This is a genomic window from Pedobacter chitinilyticus (genome assembly GCF_003313385.1).
GTDB classification, from domain to species: Bacteria; Bacteroidota; Bacteroidia; order Sphingobacteriales; family Sphingobacteriaceae; genus Pedobacter; species Pedobacter chitinilyticus.
In genome coordinates, this window is sequence record NZ_QMHN01000010.1 from 1 (window position 1) to 21,190 (window position 21,190).

The following is a 21,190-nucleotide window of genomic DNA, read 5'->3' on the forward strand; positions in this document are numbered from 1 at the left end:
AGGACTGAAAATCCTTGTGTCGCTGGTTCGATCCCAGCAGGCACCACTTCCAAAAGCCTTGCAGTAATGCAAGGCTTTCTTGTTTATGATTTTTGGCGTAAAATATAGTGATTAAAATATGCGCTATCGGTTTAGGCTTGCTTTAGTCATTGCACGGTGCTATAGCGCATCTTCATCTCATTAAGAAAAAAAAGCAAGGATATTCATCCATAATTTAAATCAAGTATGTAATCCAAACGGCTTGTAACTTTAGAAGCGCTCAAAAATATTTTAATAATTTTGAGCTTAAAAACTCATTTCCGGTATTGACACTTACCATATATAATCCGCTTTGAACTTGTAAAGGAAGTAATATATCGTTCGTTCCAGACGCAACAATTAATTTTCCATTGAAGATTTTCTTACCGTTGAGGTCTGCTATTGTAATTTCGGCATTTCCATTGTGGCTCGTGTCGAACGATAGTTGCAAAGTCTGTGAATTAGGTTGCCATACGATTAGCTTTTTTTGTCGTAAGTTAAAATCAATGGCAATGATTTGTGATTTCTCAACATCTCCATCAAGATCTACTTGTTGTAATTGGTAGTAGTTTGTGCCATTTTGAGGTTGATGATCGAGAAATGAGTAAAATTGCTTGGTTGATGAATTGCCACTGCCTCTTACTTTGCCAATTTTAACAAAATCATTTCCGTTAGTTGCTCTTAAAACTTCAAAATGCGAGTTGTTGATTTCAGAAGAAGTTGTCCAACTTAAGCTGATCCCGTTCTGTTTTTTGCTGCCGTTAAAAGAGGTCAGTTTTACAGGTAGTGTTATTTGTGGCGTTGTTCCTGGAGTAAAAGTTACGCTTCTGAAAATGGTATTATCTGCTGCAGTAGCTAATATGCTAGGCACATTATCTGTATTGCTAATTACTGAGGTCTGCGCTTCTAAATCAATAATTCTCAGTAATTGTGAGGGTACTTTAGGGATGGTTGCTAAGTTCCCCCAAGTAGTCACATATAATTCAACATCGGAACCTGTCGCTTTTCCAGTAACACTTTTTAAACCATCTGTAAGGCCTGCAATTTTGATGAAACCTTTCGCTACCCAAGTGCCACTTTCTAAAATGTATTTATGTAAACCCGCATCGGCTAAACTAGTGCCGTCGTTTGCGGCGTAGATAATATCTGGTGTACCGTTTCCATCCGCATCAAAAAGAGCAATTTGGTTGATATTACTAATTCCCGATAACACGATGTTACCAGAAGTAGCCGTTCCAGAAGAAGTAGGCAAAGTATTAAAGAAAGGAATTTGAGAAGCATTGTTGGCACAATATAGTCTATTGTTGAAAATGGTAAAGCTACGAGCGTTACTCACGGTGCTATTCACTTGTGTTGAGGTCGAACTTCCTAAGGTTGAATATCTTATTCCAGCACCTAAAATCGAGCTATAGGTGGTTGCACCTCCATTTAGCGCAATAGCTGCTCTAGCAGGCGAGTTTCCAGTAAGTGTAGTGGTGGTATTTATTTCGCCTTGCGAATTCACCATGCCTACCACCTTAATGGTATTGTTATCTACAGTTGCTCCAGTAGCTTGATCGTAACCAATAATGGCTAAATGATTACCATCTGCCGAAAGCCCAGACATGCCTTCAAGTTGAAAAGCAGTAGCGCCCGTACGCATCACGCTGGTAAGTCTAAAGTTAGCGCCATTATTTGTGGCCGCTACAGGAATAGAATAAGAAGGAGTAGCTTGATTAGTTGATGAGGTCAGATATTCATCTATAAAAACAGCGGTGGTCTGATTATTGGCAACAGTGTTTCCATTGCCTACCCTATAAACTGCTAACCTGTTAGGGGTAAATTGTGCCTGTAAGCCAAATGTTAAAGCACACAAAGAGCTAATGAGTAAAGTTTTTTTCATACTGGATTTATTTGGTTAAAAGATGAGGTGTAACCAAATGGTCAACGCATATGAACAACGATACGCTGGAACGCATTTCATACAAAAGTTGATTTGGTTATAATAACCAAAGCTAATGGGAGCATCGGGAAGGCTTGGGTTAATATCGTCCAAATCATTTGATAAAATAGTCTATACTAGTCGAATAGCCACTTTTATTCCAATAAGGAATTTCCTATCTTGCTATCTTTAAGCCGTAACCAAATAAGCCCTAAGTTCATGAGACCTCTGTTTTGTTTTTTGTTGCTACTCCTATTTTTATCTAAATCGAATGCTCAAAAGACACTTACTGCTATTCAGCATAAAGACCTGATGTCTGAACAAACGCTCAAAATCACACAAGATCAAAAAGGTTTTATTTGGGTTTCTAATAGGTTTGGGATTGATAGATTTGATGGCTATAGCGTAAAGCATTACGAAATTCCGATGCTGGCCAACGCCAATCCCGTGAGGTATATCAATGTAATTGCTAATTCCCAAAAGCAGATTTACGCTTATACCAGTAACGGCGGAATTTATCAATATCAACCAACAAGCGATACCTTTCAGTTACTTACTAACCTAAATTTCTATATCCGAACCGTAAGTCTAGACCCTGACGGACGCATATGGTTTGGCACTAACCACAAATTGGGATTACTAGAGAACGGTAAAGTAAAAATTATCGAGAAACCGCTGTTGAAAGGCTTATTGGTGAAAGGCATCATCAATTATACTGATCAACAAAAGATGATTGTAACCGATTATGGTTTGTTTTGGCTCAATACAGCTACTGAAGCAATAACTCATTTTTTCAATCAGGAACAGCGAAACAGCTTCAATAAAATTCAGATTGAAACTGCTTTTTGGGACAGTGAACAACAAATGTTATGGATTGGAACTGTAAGTGGAAGTTTGTTGACCTATCATTTGAAGTCGAAACAGTTGGGTATAGTATCGTTACCTGCTGAAAATCAAGCCATGATTATGTGTATTGCAGAGCTAAATCAAAGTACTTTGATCGTGGGGACAGATGGCGCTGGTGCTTTTTTGGTAGATAAAGCGGGAAAAAATATCATCACGAAGTTTAATCAATATGATACAACCGAGCATTTAAGTGGCGATGCCATTTATGATGTTTTTAAAGATAAAGATCAACGTATTTGGATTGGTACTGATGGTGGCATTAACTTAATGGAAACTCCACTAAGTGGTTTTAGGGTGCAGATGAGATACGATGATAAACCCAATCTTATTGCAAAAGATGTAGTGACTTGCTTATTGGAAGACGTTAATGGCAATCAATGGTTTGGTACCAATGGTGGTTTGTCTTTTAAGGATACAAGGACTGGGAAGGTCACTTTTCTACTGAAATCATCATACATCCTTTCGCTTTTTCAGGCTAAAGACGGATTAATTTGGGTGGGTACATACGGCTCTGGCGTGTATGTCTTGAACACGCAAGGCGATGTTTTGCATCATTATGTGAAAAATGAGGGAGCACAATCTCTAGCAAGTAATTTTGTTTACGCTATTGCAGCGGATGACGACGGCAATATTTGGCTCGGTGGTAAAAAGGGGATGAGTAGCAAATTCGATATTCTGACAAGGCAATTCTACCAAGTGAGCTTAGGACAAGTGAACTACTTTACCAAGAATATCAATGGAAATATCTTGGCTGCCACAGAAATCGGACTGTTCGAAATCAATTCAAAAAGCTTAAAAGTAATTCCTCATCCCATTTCTAAAACGTTAAGAAGCAAGTATGTTTGCGATATTTATTTACAAGGTGATACGATAATCTGGTTGGCAACATACGGTGCAGGCTTGGTACGTTATCAAGTTCCTGTTGGAAAGTTAAAGTACATCAGCACTGCTGGAAAGCACACGCAAGAAATCACCTATAGCTTAGTGCCCGATAGCGATGGACAGTTGTGGGTTGCTGGTAGAGATAAAATTTCGGCGATTAACCTGCAAACACTGCGGGTAAAGAACTATCCAAAGAAACTGATGCCGATTAACATGAGTTTCTTTCAAACGGCGAGGATGAAAACTAGAACTGGTGATATTTTCTTTGGCGGTACTAAAGGTTTTATTTCCTTCAATCCTAAATCTATTTCTACGCCAACTTATTCCGAAAAAATCGTCTTTCTTAATTTCAATTTGTTCAATAAAGAAGTAAAGGCTGGTGAGCAGGATTCACCTTTGAAAAAACCTTTGGATAACACTTCGGAAATTACGCTACAGCACGATCAACATTCTTTTGCATTAACGTTTACGACCATCAACTTTAGCCAGTCGGTAGAGCGTAGGTTCTTGTGGAAGTTAGACGGCTTGGATAAAAATTGGGTCGGACCTTCAGTAGAAAATACAGCCAACTATACGAATTTGTCGCCTGGTAAATACCTTTTCCATGTAAAAGCAATTGGCAATAATAATGAAGTATTGGATGAACGAACTATTCAAATTCTGATTAAACCAGCATTTTATAACACTTGGCTTGCTTATCTTTTTTACGTAGGCTTAATTGTTGGCCTCATTTATTGGTGGATGAAGCAGACCAAAATGAGGGCTTATCTGGAAACTTCGCTGGCTTTTGAGAAAAAGGAAAAGCAAAGAACGGAAGAAGTAGCACAGTCTAAACTTAATTTCTTTACCAATGTTTCCCACGAAATCCGTACGCCAATTACTTTGATTTTGGGGCAGACCGAACAATTGCTAAACACAGAAAATGTTAAGCCAGCTTTACAACATAAGCTGCAAGGTATTCACAAAAATGCATCTAACTTGGGCAATTTAGTAAATGAGCTGCTCGATTTTAGAAAGCAGGAACAGGGCTATGCACAATTAAAGCGTACTGATGTTGATTTGATTGAACTCTTGAAAGAGATTTCCGAAAGATTTTCTGTTTTGGCGCAGCAAAATAATATTGAGTTGAATTTAGACATCAATGAAAATAGTCTAGTACTTTTATTAGATCGTAAGCAGATGGAAAAGGTAATCAATAACCTATTGTCTAATGCGGTTAAGGCTTGTTCTGTTGGTGATCGTATTGTTTTAAAAGTAAAAACAAATTCTAATGAAGTGCAGCTAGTAGTTGAAGATACTGGAAAGGGCATTCCAAAAGACAAACTCCAGCACATTTTCGATCCATTTTATCAGGTAGAACAAACAGCAAGTCCAGGAACGGGAATTGGTTTAGCGATTTCTAAAAGCATTGTTGAGCTACATGGAGGACAAATTTCAGCGGTTTCTACTTTGGGTCAGGGAACTGTATTTACGGTGACTTTAGAAAGAAATGCCTCGCTTTCGGTAGAAGAACAGTTAATGGTAACCGAAGAGCACTTACCAGAAGCAGAAGTGGAGGAAAGCAATTTAGTAGCGCAAATTGCTGCAACAGAAGAAGCAACTAAAAAACGGTTGTTATTGGTAGAGGACAATGAAGAATTGAGGGGTTTTCTACAAGAAATTTTGGCGCAGTTGTTTCACGTTTATACCGCGGAAGATGGCGAGCAAGGTCTGGAAATTGCAAGAAAGGAGCAGCCAGATTTGATCATCAGCGACGTAATGATGCCGATAATGTCGGGAACTGAACTTTGTGCCAAACTAAAAAGCAATTTCGATACTTGCCATATCCCAGTAGTATTGTTAACCGCTAAGTCTGCGGTAGAACATCAATTGGAAGGTCTGCGCACAGGTGCAGATGACTACGTAACCAAACCGTTTCATACCAAACTACTCATTCAACGTTGCAACAATTTAATCAATGCCCGTCAGGTATTGAAAGCGAAATACTTTAACCAGCCTGGATTGGCGCAACAACAAGAAGTGGCAACCACGGAAATCGACAGAAAATTCATTGATCAAGCGACAGCCATTGTAGAAGAGCATTTGCACAGCGAGATAGATGTGAACCTCTTTGCTTCGGAAATGGGATTGAGCCGATCTTCGTTGTTCAGTAAATTGAAAGGAGTAACTGGACTTACGCCGAATACTTTTATTTCGAATATCAGATTGAAGAAAGCGGCAGATATGCTCCAAAATTCTCCAGAACTAAACATTAGTCAAATTGCGTATAACTTGGGCTTTAGCAGTCCGAGGTATTTCAATAAATGTTTTAAAGAGCAATACGGATATGCACCTCAAGAATATCGAAAAAAACATGTTCAGTAGCTATTAAAGCATTATTGGATAATTTTATCAAATTCTTTGGACGATCTTATCAACTCTTGAAATCAACTCGAATCTAAATTTGTTAACGATTATCGAGGAATTAATCAGCCCACGTCTGGCTTTTTTAATGGATAATCACTAACCAAATATGTAAGCTTTATGAAAAGGTCAGTATCGCTATTTGTAGCTTTGATTCTTTCTTCAATTATTGAACAATTGTGGGCAAAAGCCTACGATGTTTTTCTAATGCTTAAAGCATTATTCATCTTAAAAAATAATCAACTCGTTTACACCCATCATCTCAATGCTATAGCGTGTCAGCTTTAATGCATAAGGATTCGCTATGATCAAACCAAATAGAACAAATGACTAACCGACTATGCAAGAACAAAACAACATCACTCAACGGTTTTTAGCTAAAATAGCTTTAATGATTTGCAGTTTGCTGCTTATCGTCATAGCGGCCAATGCGCAAACCGTGAAAGGTAAAATTACAGACGACGAAAACTTGGGGGTACCAGGCGCAAGCGTATCGCTGCAAGGTAGCAAGTTAGTAGTCATGTCCGATAGTTTAGGGAACTACAGTATCAATATTCCTTCGCAAACGGTAAATCCAGTTTTAGTTGTTTCGATGCTGGGCTTTGTTAAACAGGAAATTATGGTGAACAAAAGACCATTCATTAATGTGAAATTGGTAAAAGAAATCAACGATTTAAGCGAAGTAGTAGTGATTGGTTATGGAACGGTTGCCAAACGAGATTTAACTGGTGCAGTAGATAAAGCCGATGTGAAAGAGATGCAAAAAGCTTCGGTTTTAGGTTTCGATCAGAGCTTGGCTGGACGTGTAGCGGGTGTAAATGTGGTTTCTGCCGAAGGTAGGCCTGGAGCGGAAGCCGATATCGTAATTAGAGGTGCAAATTCATTAACGCAAAATAATAATCCACTTTATGTGATAGATGGTTTTCCAGTGGAGGCTTCCTTAAGTAATGCCATTGATCCAAAAGATATCGAGTCTATTGAGATTTTGAAGGATGCTTCTGCAACGGCAATTTATGGAGCTAGAGGTGCAAATGGCGTAGTAATGATTACTACCAAAACTGGAAAAGAAGCCAAGCCAGTGATCAGTTACGATGGTTTTTACGGTGTACAATCTGTTTTGAAAAAGATGGATTTAATGGATGGCTATGAATTTGTGAAGTTGCAGGGAGAAGTTTTTGGTGCTGCCACCATGGATGACTATTATTTTAAAGATGGTAAAACGTTGGAAAGCTACCGCGGTACGGGTAAAGACTTTCAAGATGAAATGTTCAGGACTGCACCGATGCAAAAACACGGACTTTCGATTATGTCTGGAAGTGGTGGCACAAAATATAATCTTTCATTTTCGTACACAGGACAAGATGGTGTAGTGCTCAATACTGGTTTTGACAGAGTGCAGGGACGTTTTTCTTTAGATCAAGAGGTAAGGAAATGGTTAAAAGTTGGTGCTAAATTGACCTATTCAAGAAGTAAGTACAGCGGAACTTTCCTTTCAGATGGAACCGCTACTTACAACATCCTACAAAACACTTGGGCTTACCGTCCAGTAACTGGTGCTAGCGAGTTCGATCTGTCTAACGATCTTTTTGATCCGATCCTAAATTCTAACGATAACTATAGAATTAATCCCGTAGTTGCAGTGAAGAACGAGCAGAACGATAACATCTTCACTTTCATGATGGCCAACGGTTATATAGAAGCCAATATTGTGAAGAACTTGAAATTCAGGTCTATCATCGGTTACTCCAAAAACAATGTTCGCAACGATATTTTTAATAACTCAAAGAGTAGGAGTGGTAACCCGCTAACGACCACACTTGGGGTAAACGCAGGGCAGATGTACGATGAAAAATCGAACTGGCTCAATGAAAACACATTGACCTACAATCTTAAAAAAGGTCAGCACCGTTTTGATGCCATGGGTGGTTTCTCCTTACAATACGAAGACCATTTATACAACTACACCCGTATGCAGCAAATTCCTTACGAAACTTTGGGAATGAGTGGTATGGATCAAGGTACTTTTTATTCGATGCAAGCTTACCGCAACGATTGGAGTTTAATGTCGTACTATAGTCGTTTAAACTATAACTACGCTAGCAAATACTACGTTACCGCTACCATGCGTGCCGATGGTTCTTCTAAGTTTTCACCCCAAAACCGTTGGGGATATTTCCCTTCCACATCTTTAATGTGGCGTTTCAGTGGCGAAGAATTTATGAAGTCGTTTAAATTTATTAACGATGCAAAACTTCGTGTAAGCTGGGGGGCAACGGGAAATAACAGGGTAGGCGAATATGCTTCCTTACCTCAAATTACAGCCTTGCGACCTGATCGCTATTACTTCGGTGGCGAGTTAATTATCGGGAGCGCTAAAACCGTAATGGGCAATCCAGATTTGAAATGGGAAAGCACCTACATGACCAACATCGGTTTAGATGTCAATATGTTCAAGAATAGAATTAACCTAACGGCCGAAGTTTATCAAAAACGTACCAAAGATTTGTTGCTGAATGCACAATTGCCAGGTTCATCAGGTTATCTAACTTCTTTTAAAAACATTGGAGAGGTAGAAAACAGAGGCTTGGAAATTACTTTGAACACGGTAAACATCAAGAAAAGAGATTTCATGTGGACTTCTAACTTCAATATCTCTTTTAATAGAAATAAAGTAATTTCCTTAACCGAAAACCAAGAAACACTAGCTACCTCGGTTTGGTGGGAATACAATCGCGATAGCCAGCCAGCTTACATTGCCAGAAAAGGCGAGCCAGTGGGCTTGATGTTCGGTTTTATTTACGAAGGCACTTACAAACCTGAGGATTTTACCCAAACAGGAAGTACCTATTACCTGAAAAATAACATCGCTTATCCAGGTTCAAGGGCTAACGTTCGTCCTGGTGACATGAAATACAAAGACATTAATGGTGATGGAATTATTGATGCCAACGATAGAACGGTAATTGGGAATGGTTTTCCAGTACACACAGGAGGCTTCAACAATACCTTTACTTATAAGAATTTTGATTTAAGCGTGTTTTTTCAATGGAGTTATGGTAACGATATCCTTAATGCCAACAAATATATGTTTGAACGTTATTATATGCCTCATTCTAATATGTATGCATCTTACGCTAATCGCTGGACGCCAGAAAATCCAACAAGTGATATTCCTCGTGTAAATGAAGGTTCGGGCAGTTATTATTCTTCTTACGGTATTGAAGATGGTTCTTACCTGCGTTTGAAAACAGTGGCTTTGGGTTATAATTTGCCTTCAAAAGTATTTGGTAAATCATTTCTTCAAAGTTTAAGGGTATACGTATCAGCACAAAACTTATGGACTTGGACCAACTATTCTGGTATGGATCCTGAAGTTTCTACAAGAGCAGGGGCACTTACACCAGGTTTTGATTTCTCGGCATTTCCGAGAGCTAACACCATCACCTTTGGTTTAAATATGAATTTGAAATAATAGCAGATATGAAGAACAGAATAATATTATTGACTTTATTGAGTGTGCTGTTATTAAGCAGTTCATGTAAGAAGTTTTTAGAAAACGAACCCAAAGATTTTCTTTCACCAGATAACTATTTCCGTAACGAGGCGGAAGTGAAAAGTGCCTTAGCTGGAGTTTATGTTACGCTTGGAAGCGAATTTACTTACGGTAGGCATATGGTCGTGGATGGTGCAATGGACGATTTGGGCTATTGGAACCAATCAGAAGTAAATATCATTGACCGATTAGCAAGTTGGAATTATACATCAGCGCAACCACAAATTATGATGATGTGGCAACGTTTGTACGAGGGGATTGAACGTGCTAATGTATTGCTTGAAAACATTGATAAAGCAGAAATGGAAGAGGCAAAGAAAGCTAAGTATGTTGGTGAAATCAGATTTCTTCGTGCTTATTACCATTATCTCCTAACCGATTTATGGGGTGATATTCCAGTACGTTTACAATCGAACCAAACCGTTACCGATGTAAATATTCCGCAAACCAGTGCTAAGGAGGTATTACAGATGGTGGTCACAGAAATGGAGGATGTGATTAATAACAATCACTTGGAAGCAGCTTCTGTTTACAACCACAGCAGTAGAGTGAGCATTACCGTTGCACAAGCAATTTTGGCTCGTGTATACCTAAAAATGGCTGGCGAACCCTTAAAAATTGCAGGTTCTTATGAAAAAGCATTGTCATGGGCCAACAAAGTAAAAGACAGTGGTTTGCATAAGCTTAACCCTAACTATGATGAAATCTTCACCAATCACTCTAAAAATCTTTTCGATATCCAATATCGCGAAAGCATGTGGGAGGCAGATTTTACTGGAAATCCAACCACAGATCCAGGCAAGGGCGATAAGTACAGTTGGATAGGGGTAACCAACGGAATCATTTGCTACGACGAGTCGGACGCTTTGGGCTATTCTTACGGCTACATCCGCATTAGGTTAAAACTTTGGGATTTATTTGAGGAATCCGATAAAAGAAAATACCGCAGTATTGCACCACACCGATACAACGTAACCAACGGCCAGCCTTACAACCAAAAACTGACCACCTTTACGGCCATTGCAGACCGTTGTGCTGCTAAATGGCGTAGGGAGGAAGAAACGTTAAGACCTAAGGTGAAGAACAACAACGAAACTAACTTTCCTATCATCAGATATTCGGATGTACTGTTGATGATTGCCGAAGCTGAAAACGAAATTAACGGAGCAAGTACTATCGCTCTTGCAGCCATTAATGAAGTGAGAGCTCGGGCTGGGGTAAAGCCCTACGCCACGACTACGGGCACTGGTGTGATTACCATTACTGGGCAAGATGATTTACGCCAAGTCATTAGAGACGAGAGAGCAAGGGAGTTATGTTTCGAAGGAATTAGAAAACACGATTTGATTAGATGGGGCATTTTCGAAACCTCGATGCAACAAGCAGCCGCAGAACCTTTTCTATCGGCAAATACCGTAGCGGGTAGAACTGCCAGTGCACAACAACGTACGACCATGGCTGCAATTGCCAGCAAAATGACTGAGAAATACAGGTTGTTCCCAATTCCGCAGAAAGAATTGAACCTCAATAATAAAATGAAGCAAAATAGATTTTGGTAGATCAATCATGAAGAAATTATTAATAGCTATAGGCGCAATGGTAGCATTGGCATCCTGTAAAAAAGATGACATCGCAACGCCAGAATTTACGGTAAGTGTAAACACAGAAAATGCCACGCAAGTAGAAAATGGTATTCCAGTTTTTAAAGTGGGCAGTAGTGTAAGGTTTAATCTGGATGGCGTAGCTGATATGCTTACCTTCTATTCGGGAGAACCGGGCATGATGTACCAACATCGCGATAGAACAAGTATTCAAGGCTTACCTTATTTACAGTTCAATACACAAATGGAAAATGGAAATATGCCATCAGGATTTTTTCACGTTTTGTTGTCTTCAGATTTTGTAGGTTTTACGAAGGATAGGGTAAAGGATGCCGAGAATATCACGAAAGCTACGTGGGTTGACGTAACCAATCAGGCCAACTTGCCGACTACACAAACCACGCAGCTATCTCCAAAAATTGATTTAACGGCTTTTGTAGGTAAACCGCTATATGTTGCTTTTAAGTATGATAGACCAGTGAACACCGATTTTCCTCGCTATCAGGTAAGAAACTTTCGTGTCGCTAACGAAGCTGATGGCACCAATTATGAAATTGTAAATACAGGCAATGCGGGTTGGACAGCTTTTGATTTTAACGCCCGTACTACCGAAGATCCTTATTTAGCCACGGGTGGTGCTGCCGCTAATCGTATTTGGGATTTCAGAAATGCCACTAGTGATGATCGAATTAGCATTGGTTACAACAGCACTTTGGCTAGTAACGATTGGGCAATTACCCGAGCCTTAGATTTGACCTCCATTACGCCAGACGAAGGAAGAGGGATTAAGGCCTATAATGATGATAGATTGCGAGAATACCAATTTATCTATAACAAAACTGGAACTTTTACGGTGAGCTTTTTGGCTACCAATTCTAGCTATGGTAATGCCAAATCATTGGTAAAAGAAGTAAAAATAAAAGTGATCAATTAATTAAATAAACATGAAACCTAAAGTAATCCTGCCGATACTCTTTTTAAGCATCAGCCTTTTGCTGGCCTTTGTAGCCGATCCTAATGAAATTTCATTCGTTAACCAAAACTTTTCGGCTTCCGAGAAACAGCTAACCAAATTATTGGATACCGCTAACCAGATTGATAGTTTGTATCCACGTACCACAAACCCAGAAGGTAAAGTGGTTTTTACCAATATGTACGAATGGACTTCAGGTTTTTTTGCGGGTAGTTTATGGTATGGTTATGAAGGTACAGGTAATACAGCCTTGAAAAATGAAGCCATCAAATGGACTGAAAAATTGGAACCGCTAAAGAACTTTACCGAACATCACGATTTAGGTTTCATGGTCTATTGCAGTTATGGCAATGCTTATCGATTAACCAAAAACGAAAAGTACAAGGATATTTTAGTACAATCCGCAAAATCCCTAAGTACACGCTTTAGCGAAAAAACAGGCGTGATTAAATCTTGGGATAGGTTTGGTTCTTGGGATGGCAAAGGCCGCTACGATTTTCCAGTGATTATCGATAACATGATGAACTTGGAGCTGTTGTTCTTCGCTTCGAAAGTTACGGGTGATGATCGCTATAAAAAGATTGCTTTAAGCCACGCAGAAAATACGATGAAGCATCAAATAAGAGATGATTTTAGTTCTTACCATGTGGTGTGTTACGACAGTCAGACGGGAAAAGTGCTTTCTAGAGAAACGGCACAAGGTTATGCCAATAATTCTACTTGGGCGAGGGGACAATCGTGGGGTATTTACGGCTTTACCATGACTTACCGCGAAACGCAAGATCCACGTTACTTAAATGTGGCTACCAAAATGGCCGATTACTATATCAATCACGAAGATTTGCCTTCAGATTATGTGGCTTATTGGGACTTCAATGCTAATCAGAATGGCTACACACCATCGGTTCGTTCAAAAGCCAAGGAAATGCCAACCAATTATCGTGATGCTTCGGCTGCGGCAGTTACTGCATCAGCTTTACTAGAATTGAGTACCTTTAAAGGTGTAGATGCTAAAAAATACAGAGACGCAGGTGTGAAGATTTTGAAGAGCCTAAGTGGCGCTGCCTATTTTGCAAAATATGGGACTAACGGCGGGTTTTTATTGAGGCACAGCGTAGGTAGTATTGCCCATGGCGTAGAAATAGATGTGCCTTTGGTATATGCTGATTACTATTATTTGGAAGCTTTGAACAGATATAAAAAGATACTAGCAGGAGCTTAAAGCTAAATGAGCATGAGAATTTTAACCCTTATTTTTACCATATTTACTACTGGTTTTGCTTTTGCACAACAGCAAATAGATGTTGCTAAAGTTAAGGAGCATCCAAGGTTGTTGTTATTGGCAAACGAAGAAAGTAAGATCAAAAGCGAAATCAAGAACGACAAAGCTTGGGCCGATGTAAATGATGCCATCATCCAAGAGTGTACAGCTATTACCCAATTGCCCACTATTGAAAGAAAAATGATCGGCAGGCGTTTGTTGCAGACCTCTAGAGAAGCTTTGCGTAGGGTGTTTTTTCTTTCTTACGCGTGGCGGATGACAGGAAGGGACGAATATTTTAAAAAGTGTGAAGAAGAGTTGCTAGCGGTATCCAAGTTCGAAGATTGGAACCCCGATCATTTTTTGGATGTTGCTGAAATGACTTTGGCCGTGGCTATTGGTTACGATTGGTTGTACCCAAAATTATCTCAAAGTTCGAAAGACATCATTAGCAAAGCGATCATCGATAAAGGTTTAACGCCAGCTTTAAATCCGAAACATAACGGATGGCAACGAGGTAAGAACAATTGGAACCAAGTGTGCAATACAGGAATTACCTTTGGTGCGTTAGCTGTTTTCGAGCAGCAGCCTGTAGTAGCTACGCAGATCATAGAAAAGGCAATCCAAAGTATCAAATTACCCATGGCGGCTTATGGTCCAGAAGGAAATTACGTGGAAGGCTACAGTTATTGGGCATATGGAACGTCTTTCAACCTGTTTTTTATCAGTGCTTTGGAGAAGATATTCGATACCGATTTCGGTTTAGCTAAAGAACCAGGCTTTTTACAAACGGCATCATTCTATCAAAATCTAATCGGCACATCGGGTATACCTTTTAACTATGGTGATGCTGGTGGTAATGAAGGTTTACAACCCGCAATGTTTTGGTTTGCAGATAAACTGAAAGATAATTCATTACTATCTATTGAAAAAGAATACCTACAAACTTCAAAATACAATGTAAAAACTAACCGTTTGTTGCCAGCCGCCATGATTTGGGGTAAAGGGGTGAAGTTAAATGAAATGATTGCACCAAAAACTAATTTATGGTTCGGTAGGTCTGAAAATGAAATTGCAGTACTCAGAAGTGGTTGGGAAAGAGGTAAAGATATTTACGTAGGCTTTAAAGGCGGTACCGCTTCGGTAGGGCACGCACACATGGATGCAGGTTCTTTTGTCCTCGACATGGATGGCGTGAGATGGGCTTCGGAACTAGGTATGCAGCAATATAATTCCCTAGAATCTGCAGGTTTAAGCATTTGGGATATGAGCCAAAAATCACAACGTTGGCAGGTTTTCCGCTTAAACAACCATTCGCATAACACTTTAACGGTGAATGGAAAATTACACAACATGGTAGGCAATGCAAAACTGGTTTCAAAGTCTGATGATGCAAATAATACCAGGGCGGTTTTCGATCTTTCTCCTGTATTTCAACCCGATTTGCAGCAAGCACAACGAGGAATTGCCATTATCGATAAAACATACGTTACGGTAAGAGACGAAATTAGCACTGCGGATAAAGAAGCGGTGGTAAGATGGGCAATGCTCACACCAGCTAAAGTAGAAAACCTAAAAGCTAAGGAAGCCACTTTAACTAGCAAAGGTAAACAGTTGAAATTTTACGTAGAAGGTTTGGAAGAGGTGAAGTTGCAAACGTGGAGTACCGATCCGCCGCAGAGCTATGATGCGCCAAACCCTGGAACTACTTTGCTCGGTTTCGAGTTAAAGTTACCTGCCAACAGTAAAAGATCTTTCAATGTCGTATTTGTAAATGCCGACGGAAAAATAGTAGACAAAGCGAAATTAAAATCACTGTCAAATTGGTAAAAATGAAAAAGAAATTCTTGTTGTTAATACTTCTAAGTTCTGTTCTTATTTCAACAAAAGCAGAAGTGACTTTGCCAAAACTCATCAGCAATGGAATGATTTTGCAACGCGACCAAAAAGTGAAGCTTTGGGGCTGGGCATCACCTGGAGAGGAAATTCGCATTGAGTTTAACGGGCAAACCTTAAAGACCACTTGCACCGAAAGCCAACGATGGGAAGCCACATTAGCACCAATGAAAGCTGGTGGCCCCTATCAAATGACCATCTCTGGGAAAAATACGATCGTTTTAAAAGATATCCTTTTAGGCGATGTTTGGTTGTGTTCTGGTCAATCGAATATGGAGTTTTTACTGTCTAAATCTAAAGAATTATACAAAACAGAAGTGGCTAATTCTACCAATTCTCAAATCAGAGAGTTTTCGGTTAAAAGTACTTCTAGTTACGCTATCCGTAAAGATGTACTAGATGGAAGTTGGAAAAGTGCCAATCCTCAAAATGTATTAGGTTTTAGTGCGGTGGGTTACTTCTTTGCCCTAGAACTGTATCAAAAATATAAAGTGCCCATCGGGATTATCCATTCTAGTTTTGCAGGTTCGCCAGCAGAAGCTTGGATGAGTGACGAAGCATTACAAAGCTATCCTCATTATTTAAAAAAAGCGGCTCCCTATAAAGAGGAAGCTTATGCAAAAAGTGTACTGGCAAAGGATAAGAAAACTAACGATGATTGGTTTGCCGAAATGAACAAAAACGATAAAGGCTTAAAGGATAGAAGTCCCATTTGGTCCAAATCGGACGTTGATATTTCGGATTGGAAAACCTTGAAAGTACCTGGCGTTTGGGAAGATCAGGGCTTGGAAGTGGATGGTGTAGTTTGGTTACGTAAACAAGTAAATGTGGCAGCCGATATGCTTAGTAAGCCAGTTTTCTTAGAACTCGGTTTAATTGATGATATCGATTCTACTTATGTGAACGGGAAGTTCATCGGCACTAAAAATAACAGGTATTTAGTGCGTCGTTATGAAATCCCGCAAGGTCTGCTGAAAGTGGGAGAGAACACCATTGTAGTTAGAGTAGTAGATAAAGAAGGTAAAGGTGGTATCATCGCTGGCAAGCAATATCGTTTAATCAATGACGATAAGGAAATCGACTTGACTGGCGATTGGTGGTACAAAGTTGGTCATACAATGCCAGCCATGCCAGTAAATACTTTCTTACGATTAGATTATCTGCCAGGCATCCAATATTACAGCAAATTACAGCCAATTGCTCACTATACCATCAAAGGTGCTGCTTGGTATCAAGGTGAGGCCAACACAGGAAAACCAGAAGAATATAAAACCTTGTTGCCCGCAATGATTAAAGACTGGCGTACACTTTGGGGGCAGGGAGATTTTCCATTTCTTGTGGTGCAGTTGGCCAATTACATGGTGCCATCCACAGAACCTCAAGATGGAGGCTGGCCAAGATTACGAGAAGCGCAGCAATTTGTGGCTAACACCATTCCAAATGTGGGGTTGGCTTTAGCTATTGACATTGGCGAAACAAACGATATTCATCCTTTGAACAAAAAAGACGTGGGCTACCGATTGGCATTAAGTGCCTTCAAAGTGGCTTATAAAGATAAAAATGCCGAAGACCCCGTCACACAATTCGACAAAATGAGTATTGATGGAAATAAGATCATCGTCTCTTTTAAAAACCTGAATAAAGGTTTGCAGGCTAAAAATGGAGAACTGAAACAATTTGCTGTGGCAGGTGCCGATAAAAAATTCTGTTGGGCTAAGGCCATCATTAAAAGCGGAAAGGTAGAAGTATGGAGCGACAAGGTAGCGCAGCCAGTAGCGGTGCGTTATGCTTGGGCCAATAATCCCGAAGGAAGTAACTTATATAACCTAAATGGCCTGCCAGTAGCGCCTTTTAGATCCGATAACTGGTAATCAAAAAAAGAAAGGAACCATTCATATGATTTGTAAAAACAACATCATCAGGACTTGTATTGCCCTAACTTTTCTAGGGCTTGGCTTAGTTTCTTGTAAGAAAAAAGCCGCCGAGGAGGCATTTACTCCAGAAAAGGAAATCCCTAAAGCTAATGTAATACAGTCGGTAGCAGCTCGATCGGTCAACAATTACGAGTTTCTAAAAGGTGCCGATATTAGCCATGTAACTTGGATGGAGAATTCAAACCGATTTTTCTTCAATACTACGGATCAGCAAGATTTATTTCTGATGATGAAAGAACGTGGTTTGAATAGCATTAGGCTTCGTGTTTGGGTTAATCCAGCTGGCCCATCTTATTATAGTGGCATCGCTGATGTCGTTACAAAAGCGCTGAGGGCAAAAGCTCAGGGGCTTTCCATTCTATTGTCATTTCATTATAGCGATAGTTGGGCCGATTTTAAACAACAAAATATTCCTGCTGCTTGGGCCAGTTATAATTTAACGCAAATGAAAACTGCGGTAGCCACACATACAACTGATTGTTTGAACGCACTGAAAGCTGTGGGTATCACTCCAAAATATGTACAAGTAGGTAACGAAACAGACTACGGGATGCTTTGGCCCATGGGCGATACCCGAATTGCAGGTCATATGGCAAATTACGCACAACTGTTTAAAGCGGGTTACGATGCGATTAAGCTGGTAGATAGTTCCATTAAAGTGATGGTGCAATTTTCTAAGGGCTATAATAATGCCGTTTGTACAGAAATTTTAGATGGTTTAATTGCGAACGGTGCTACTTTCGATATAGTGGGTATTTCGGTATATCCAGTGTTGGAGACTTATGATCAGAACATCGAAGATAGCTTGGATAACCTAGAATCGCTCATTGCTACTTATAATAAGGAAGTGATGGTGGTAGAATGTGGCTATTATCAAAATGATCCTAAACGAACCAGGGAAATGATATTTAGATTGCTGGATGGCGTGCATGCTTTACCAAATGACAAAGGTTTGGGTGTTTATTATTGGGAACCTCAATATTACCACCGTACTGGAATTAACAAAAGTACTTTCAACGCCACTACTAAAAGCCCAACCGTTGGCTTAGATGGTTTTTCTTTAGTGAAGAATCCAGGTTTCGAAGTAGATGAGAGCGCTGCAACTTCGCCTGCGCAATGGCAAACTGCTGGCAGCAATCCTGATGCAAACTACTTGGAAACCAATCCGCACACTGGCGCTTACCGATTGACCCATTTTAAAAACAGTGGCTTTAATGTAGAAACCAACCAAACCATTACTGGACTTACCAACGGAAATTATACTTTACAGGCTTGGGTGAGAAGTGGGACGGGTTTGTTAGAAAATTACCTATTTGCTCGGGACTTCGGCAGTGCGCAAATGAAAGTAGACATCACACCAGGTGCTACATGGACAAAAATCAGTATTCAAAATATCAACGTAACCAACGGACAATGTATCATTGGAATGTACACCCGTGGAAACAACATCTACAGTAGCGTAGATAACTTCCAATTTTTTAAACAGTAATCAGTGATCAGTTTGCAATTTTCAGTTTACAGTTTAGATTTAAACCAATGAACCAATGAACTGATGAACCAAATGAACCAATAAAATAAATATGAAAAAGAAATTAATTTTAGCCGCTTTTGCGATGATGGCTTACGCAGCAAATGCTTCTGCTCAAACAGCACCTATTTTGGCCAATGGCGATATGGAAATTTGGACTACAGGTAAACAATTGCCTAAACAATGGAGTACTTTTTACACCATAGAAAAGGAAGGACTATTCTCTCCATCCGCAGAGGCACATTCGGGTAAATCAGCTATCCAAATCAGTTTTACGCCACAAAAGGAATTTGATAACCGCCGTTTTTTTACCACCGCATTTAATTTAGAAGCGGGCAAACACCAAGTTAAGCTTTTCTTAAAAGGAAGTGGCGATATTCGTTTCATCGCTCTGCATAAAAAAGACACGAATGCGGCTGGAAAAAATAGCAGTACTAATATTGCTGGCGCACCAGCAGTAGGTAAAGTTAATAACAAGGAATGGAAAGAATATGTTCTTGATTTTGACATTATTGATGCCGACAGCTATCAGCTTACCATTTGCTTTAATGCTGCGGATAAGCTTTTGATAGATGACGTAGCGGTCAATAAGTTAAAATAGCATTTGGTTAGTGCCAAGTGCTTCGAAAAAGCTGAATTTCTTAATTAATGTATTTCACCGATAATTACAATTCGACTATTTTCCCTGCTTGTCATTTTAATATCTAATGAAGCTCAGAATAAAATCTGTGATTCTACGTACGTCAGCAAAGAAACGGTTCAAGAGACGAATGCTTAAGCCCACTTCCCAAAGCCTTGTAGTAATGTGAGGCTTTTTTGTTGGCTTAAACTTTAGTTGATTCTAGATTACCTGCTACCTCAACAGACTGCGACTTTAGGCAAAGCTTAGAGAGACAATACCACATAGTATAAGGATACTGGCAACAATCCTTCTTTTACCGTCTCTTTCATCGAGCGCTTTTGACCCCATGAAAACCCCAATCAGTATGCTGGTTTCCCTTGCTGGGGCAATCACTGTCAGTGGTGCTAATTTAAGGGCTTCTAATACTAAGATATAAGCCGCAGGGCTAAGTACGGCGATAGCCAAGATACTCCATTTGTGTTCACGTAATTCTCTTTTGATTTCGCTAGTTTGGCCAATCACAAAGGGAAACAGCAATAGGATACTAAAGGTGTTTGAAGAAAAGGTGAGCTGCAGTGGCGAAAGCTGGTATTGCTTAATGGCAATAGCATCATTGAGGGTATAAAGCGCAATGAACAGCCCAGTTAGGGTTCCCCAGAGCACGCCCGCTCGTATCTTTCGATCGCCTTTTTTAAATTTTAACCCCGTAATGACCAGTACGCCTGCAAGGATGAGCACCAAACCTAGGGCAATATTGTACCTAAAAGTTTCTCTAAGCACCAAGATAGCAGCTATGGAGGAGAGTAGTGGACCAGAACCACGAGCAAGAGGGTAAACCACGGAAAGATCTGCCCTACGGTATCCTTTTTGCAAAATGAGGAAGTAAGCAATATGGAGCATGGCGCTGCTGAGGGAAAACCAAAGCATAGCCGCGGACCATTGAAATTTTTCGTGACTAGCAATATGATAAACCAGCAACGGCAGGTAAACAGCAGTGCTGCCGATATACATGAGCCACACAAAAGGTGCCTTCCCATTTGCCTTTTTGGAAATCAAATTCCAAACGGCATGCAGCACAGCAGCACTTAATACCAAGAAAAGTACATAGAGTGTCATGATGGGCAAAATAATGAAAATTGCTTACATTAAGCCTGAACATCAAGCGAGGATATTGCTGCGGCTACAGTTTATTAGCAAAGTGGTGCAGGTAACTTAAGCCTTGAGCTGTGAAAGATCGACACCGAGTTCGCTGAACCCCTTTGCTCCCTTTTCGGTGATATAGAAATCTTTTTTGCCAAGTTCGTCTTTCATCAGCCAACCTTTGGTTATAAAGCTTTGAAATAGCAGCTCGCCCAGTTTTCCGCCCAGATGCTCATAGCATAGCTTCGCTTGTTTTTTTTCAGTTGTTCCGTTCATTTTCGCGATTATTTATAGTTTCAAAAATAGAGTTGATTTGAACGCGTACAACTGATAGAAATCATGTTGCATGGCAATCTCCGTCACTTTCCTACCAGCTATAAACAACTAGACTTTTTATTTGCCTATTTTTTTAAACGACAGTTCACCTGGTATAATTTCAATTAAATGTTGTTTTCATTTTGCTTTTCAAAAAAAGAAGTTACATTTGCAATCCCAAAACGGGGTGCCTTAGCTCAGTTGGTAGAGCAAAGGACTGAAAATCCTTGTGTCGCT

Annotated in this window: 13 protein-coding genes; 10 read left to right on the forward strand and 3 right to left on the reverse strand. The window is 39.8% G+C overall.

Features of this window, described 5'->3' with window-relative positions; all coding sequences use genetic code 11:
* Positions 1 to 259: 259 nt before the first annotated feature.
* A complete protein-coding gene (locus DUT70_RS20990; protein ID WP_113649336.1) occupies positions 260 to 1,900 on the reverse strand; it encodes a T9SS type A sorting domain-containing protein in 1,641 nt (546 codons plus the stop codon).
* Between the two features lie 258 nt (positions 1,901 to 2,158).
* Here DUT70_RS20990 and DUT70_RS20995 point away from each other — a divergent pair, with 258 nt between their 5' ends.
* The 10 genes from DUT70_RS20995 to DUT70_RS21035 all read left to right on the forward strand — a co-directional run bounded on the left by DUT70_RS20995 (position 2,159) and on the right by DUT70_RS21035 (position 19,477).
* Positions 2,159 to 6,091, forward strand: coding sequence for a hybrid sensor histidine kinase/response regulator transcription factor (locus DUT70_RS20995; RefSeq protein WP_113649337.1), 3,933 nt, complete (start codon positions 2,159 to 2,161; stop codon positions 6,089 to 6,091).
* Between the two features lie 159 nt (positions 6,092 to 6,250).
* Positions 6,251 to 6,418 (forward strand): hypothetical protein, encoded by a 168-nt coding sequence (locus tag DUT70_RS21390; RefSeq protein ID WP_205529859.1) that lies wholly within the window; start codon positions 6,251 to 6,253, stop codon positions 6,416 to 6,418.
* Between the two features lie 52 nt (positions 6,419 to 6,470).
* A complete protein-coding gene (locus tag DUT70_RS21000) occupies positions 6,471 to 9,602 on the forward strand; it encodes a SusC/RagA family TonB-linked outer membrane protein (RefSeq protein WP_240432212.1) in 3,132 nt (1,043 codons plus the stop codon).
* Positions 9,603 to 9,610: 8 nt separating this feature from the next.
* On the forward strand, positions 9,611 to 11,242 hold the full coding sequence (locus tag DUT70_RS21005; RefSeq protein WP_113649338.1) for a RagB/SusD family nutrient uptake outer membrane protein: 1,632 nt from the start codon (positions 9,611 to 9,613) through the stop codon (positions 11,240 to 11,242).
* A gap of 7 nt (positions 11,243 to 11,249) precedes the next feature.
* Positions 11,250 to 12,218: a DUF5017 domain-containing protein gene (locus tag DUT70_RS21010; protein ID WP_113649339.1), complete on the forward strand. Its 969-nt coding sequence runs from the start codon at positions 11,250 to 11,252 to the stop codon at positions 12,216 to 12,218.
* 10 nt (positions 12,219 to 12,228) lie between these two features.
* Positions 12,229 to 13,479 (forward strand): glycoside hydrolase family 88 protein, encoded by a 1,251-nt coding sequence (locus DUT70_RS21015; RefSeq protein WP_113649340.1) that lies wholly within the window; start codon positions 12,229 to 12,231, stop codon positions 13,477 to 13,479.
* 12 nt (positions 13,480 to 13,491) lie between these two features.
* On the forward strand, positions 13,492 to 15,348 hold the full coding sequence (locus DUT70_RS21020) for a heparinase II/III domain-containing protein (RefSeq protein WP_162926691.1): 1,857 nt from the start codon (positions 13,492 to 13,494) through the stop codon (positions 15,346 to 15,348).
* A gap of 2 nt (positions 15,349 to 15,350) precedes the next feature.
* A complete protein-coding gene (locus DUT70_RS21025) occupies positions 15,351 to 17,285 on the forward strand; it encodes a sialate O-acetylesterase (protein WP_113649342.1) in 1,935 nt (644 codons plus the stop codon).
* Positions 17,286 to 17,310: 25 nt separating this feature from the next.
* A complete protein-coding gene (locus DUT70_RS21030; RefSeq protein ID WP_113649343.1) occupies positions 17,311 to 18,837 on the forward strand; it encodes a glycosyl hydrolase 53 family protein in 1,527 nt (508 codons plus the stop codon).
* Between the two features lie 91 nt (positions 18,838 to 18,928).
* Positions 18,929 to 19,477: a hypothetical protein gene (locus DUT70_RS21035; RefSeq protein WP_128353418.1), complete on the forward strand. Its 549-nt coding sequence runs from the start codon at positions 18,929 to 18,931 to the stop codon at positions 19,475 to 19,477.
* Between the two features lie 273 nt (positions 19,478 to 19,750).
* Here DUT70_RS21035 and DUT70_RS21040 read toward each other — a convergent pair whose 3' ends face one another.
* Together DUT70_RS21040 and DUT70_RS21045 are read right to left on the reverse strand one after the other, a co-directional pair.
* Positions 19,751 to 20,614, reverse strand: coding sequence for a DMT family transporter (locus DUT70_RS21040; protein WP_113649345.1), 864 nt, complete (start codon positions 20,612 to 20,614; stop codon positions 19,751 to 19,753).
* Between the two features lie 96 nt (positions 20,615 to 20,710).
* The gene (locus tag DUT70_RS21045) at positions 20,711 to 20,914 is read right to left on the reverse strand and encodes an ArsR family transcriptional regulator (protein WP_113649346.1); all 204 of its coding nucleotides are present in this window, start codon (positions 20,912 to 20,914) and stop codon (positions 20,711 to 20,713) included.
* Positions 20,915 to 21,190 lie beyond the last annotated feature (276 nt).

Excerpts from the sequence above, each read along its gene's own strand:
- DUT70_RS21025 (WP_113649342.1), top strand. The coding sequence starts at position 15,351 with ATGAAAAAGAAATTCTTGTTGTTAATACTTCTAAGTTCTGTTCTTATT.
- DUT70_RS21030 (WP_113649343.1), top strand. The coding sequence starts at position 17,311 with ATGATTTGTAAAAACAACATCATCAGGACTTGTATTGCCCTAACTTTT.
- DUT70_RS21045 (WP_113649346.1), bottom strand. The coding sequence starts at position 20,914 with ATGAACGGAACAACTGAAAAAAAACAAGCGAAGCTATGCTATGAGCAT.
- DUT70_RS21015 (WP_113649340.1), top strand. The coding sequence starts at position 12,229 with ATGAAACCTAAAGTAATCCTGCCGATACTCTTTTTAAGCATCAGCCTT.
- DUT70_RS21010 (WP_113649339.1), top strand. The coding sequence starts at position 11,250 with ATGAAGAAATTATTAATAGCTATAGGCGCAATGGTAGCATTGGCATCC.
- DUT70_RS20995 (WP_113649337.1), top strand. The coding sequence starts at position 2,159 with ATGAGACCTCTGTTTTGTTTTTTGTTGCTACTCCTATTTTTATCTAAA.
- DUT70_RS21040 (WP_113649345.1), bottom strand. The coding sequence starts at position 20,614 with ATGACACTCTATGTACTTTTCTTGGTATTAAGTGCTGCTGTGCTGCAT.
- DUT70_RS21390 (WP_205529859.1), top strand. The coding sequence starts at position 6,251 with ATGAAAAGGTCAGTATCGCTATTTGTAGCTTTGATTCTTTCTTCAATT.
- DUT70_RS21020 (WP_162926691.1), top strand. The coding sequence starts at position 13,492 with ATGAGAATTTTAACCCTTATTTTTACCATATTTACTACTGGTTTTGCT.
- DUT70_RS21000 (WP_240432212.1), top strand. The coding sequence starts at position 6,471 with ATGCAAGAACAAAACAACATCACTCAACGGTTTTTAGCTAAAATAGCT.
- DUT70_RS21005 (WP_113649338.1), top strand. The coding sequence starts at position 9,611 with ATGAAGAACAGAATAATATTATTGACTTTATTGAGTGTGCTGTTATTA.
- DUT70_RS20990 (WP_113649336.1), bottom strand. The coding sequence starts at position 1,900 with ATGAAAAAAACTTTACTCATTAGCTCTTTGTGTGCTTTAACATTTGGC.
- DUT70_RS21035 (WP_128353418.1), top strand. The coding sequence starts at position 18,929 with ATGAAAAAGAAATTAATTTTAGCCGCTTTTGCGATGATGGCTTACGCA.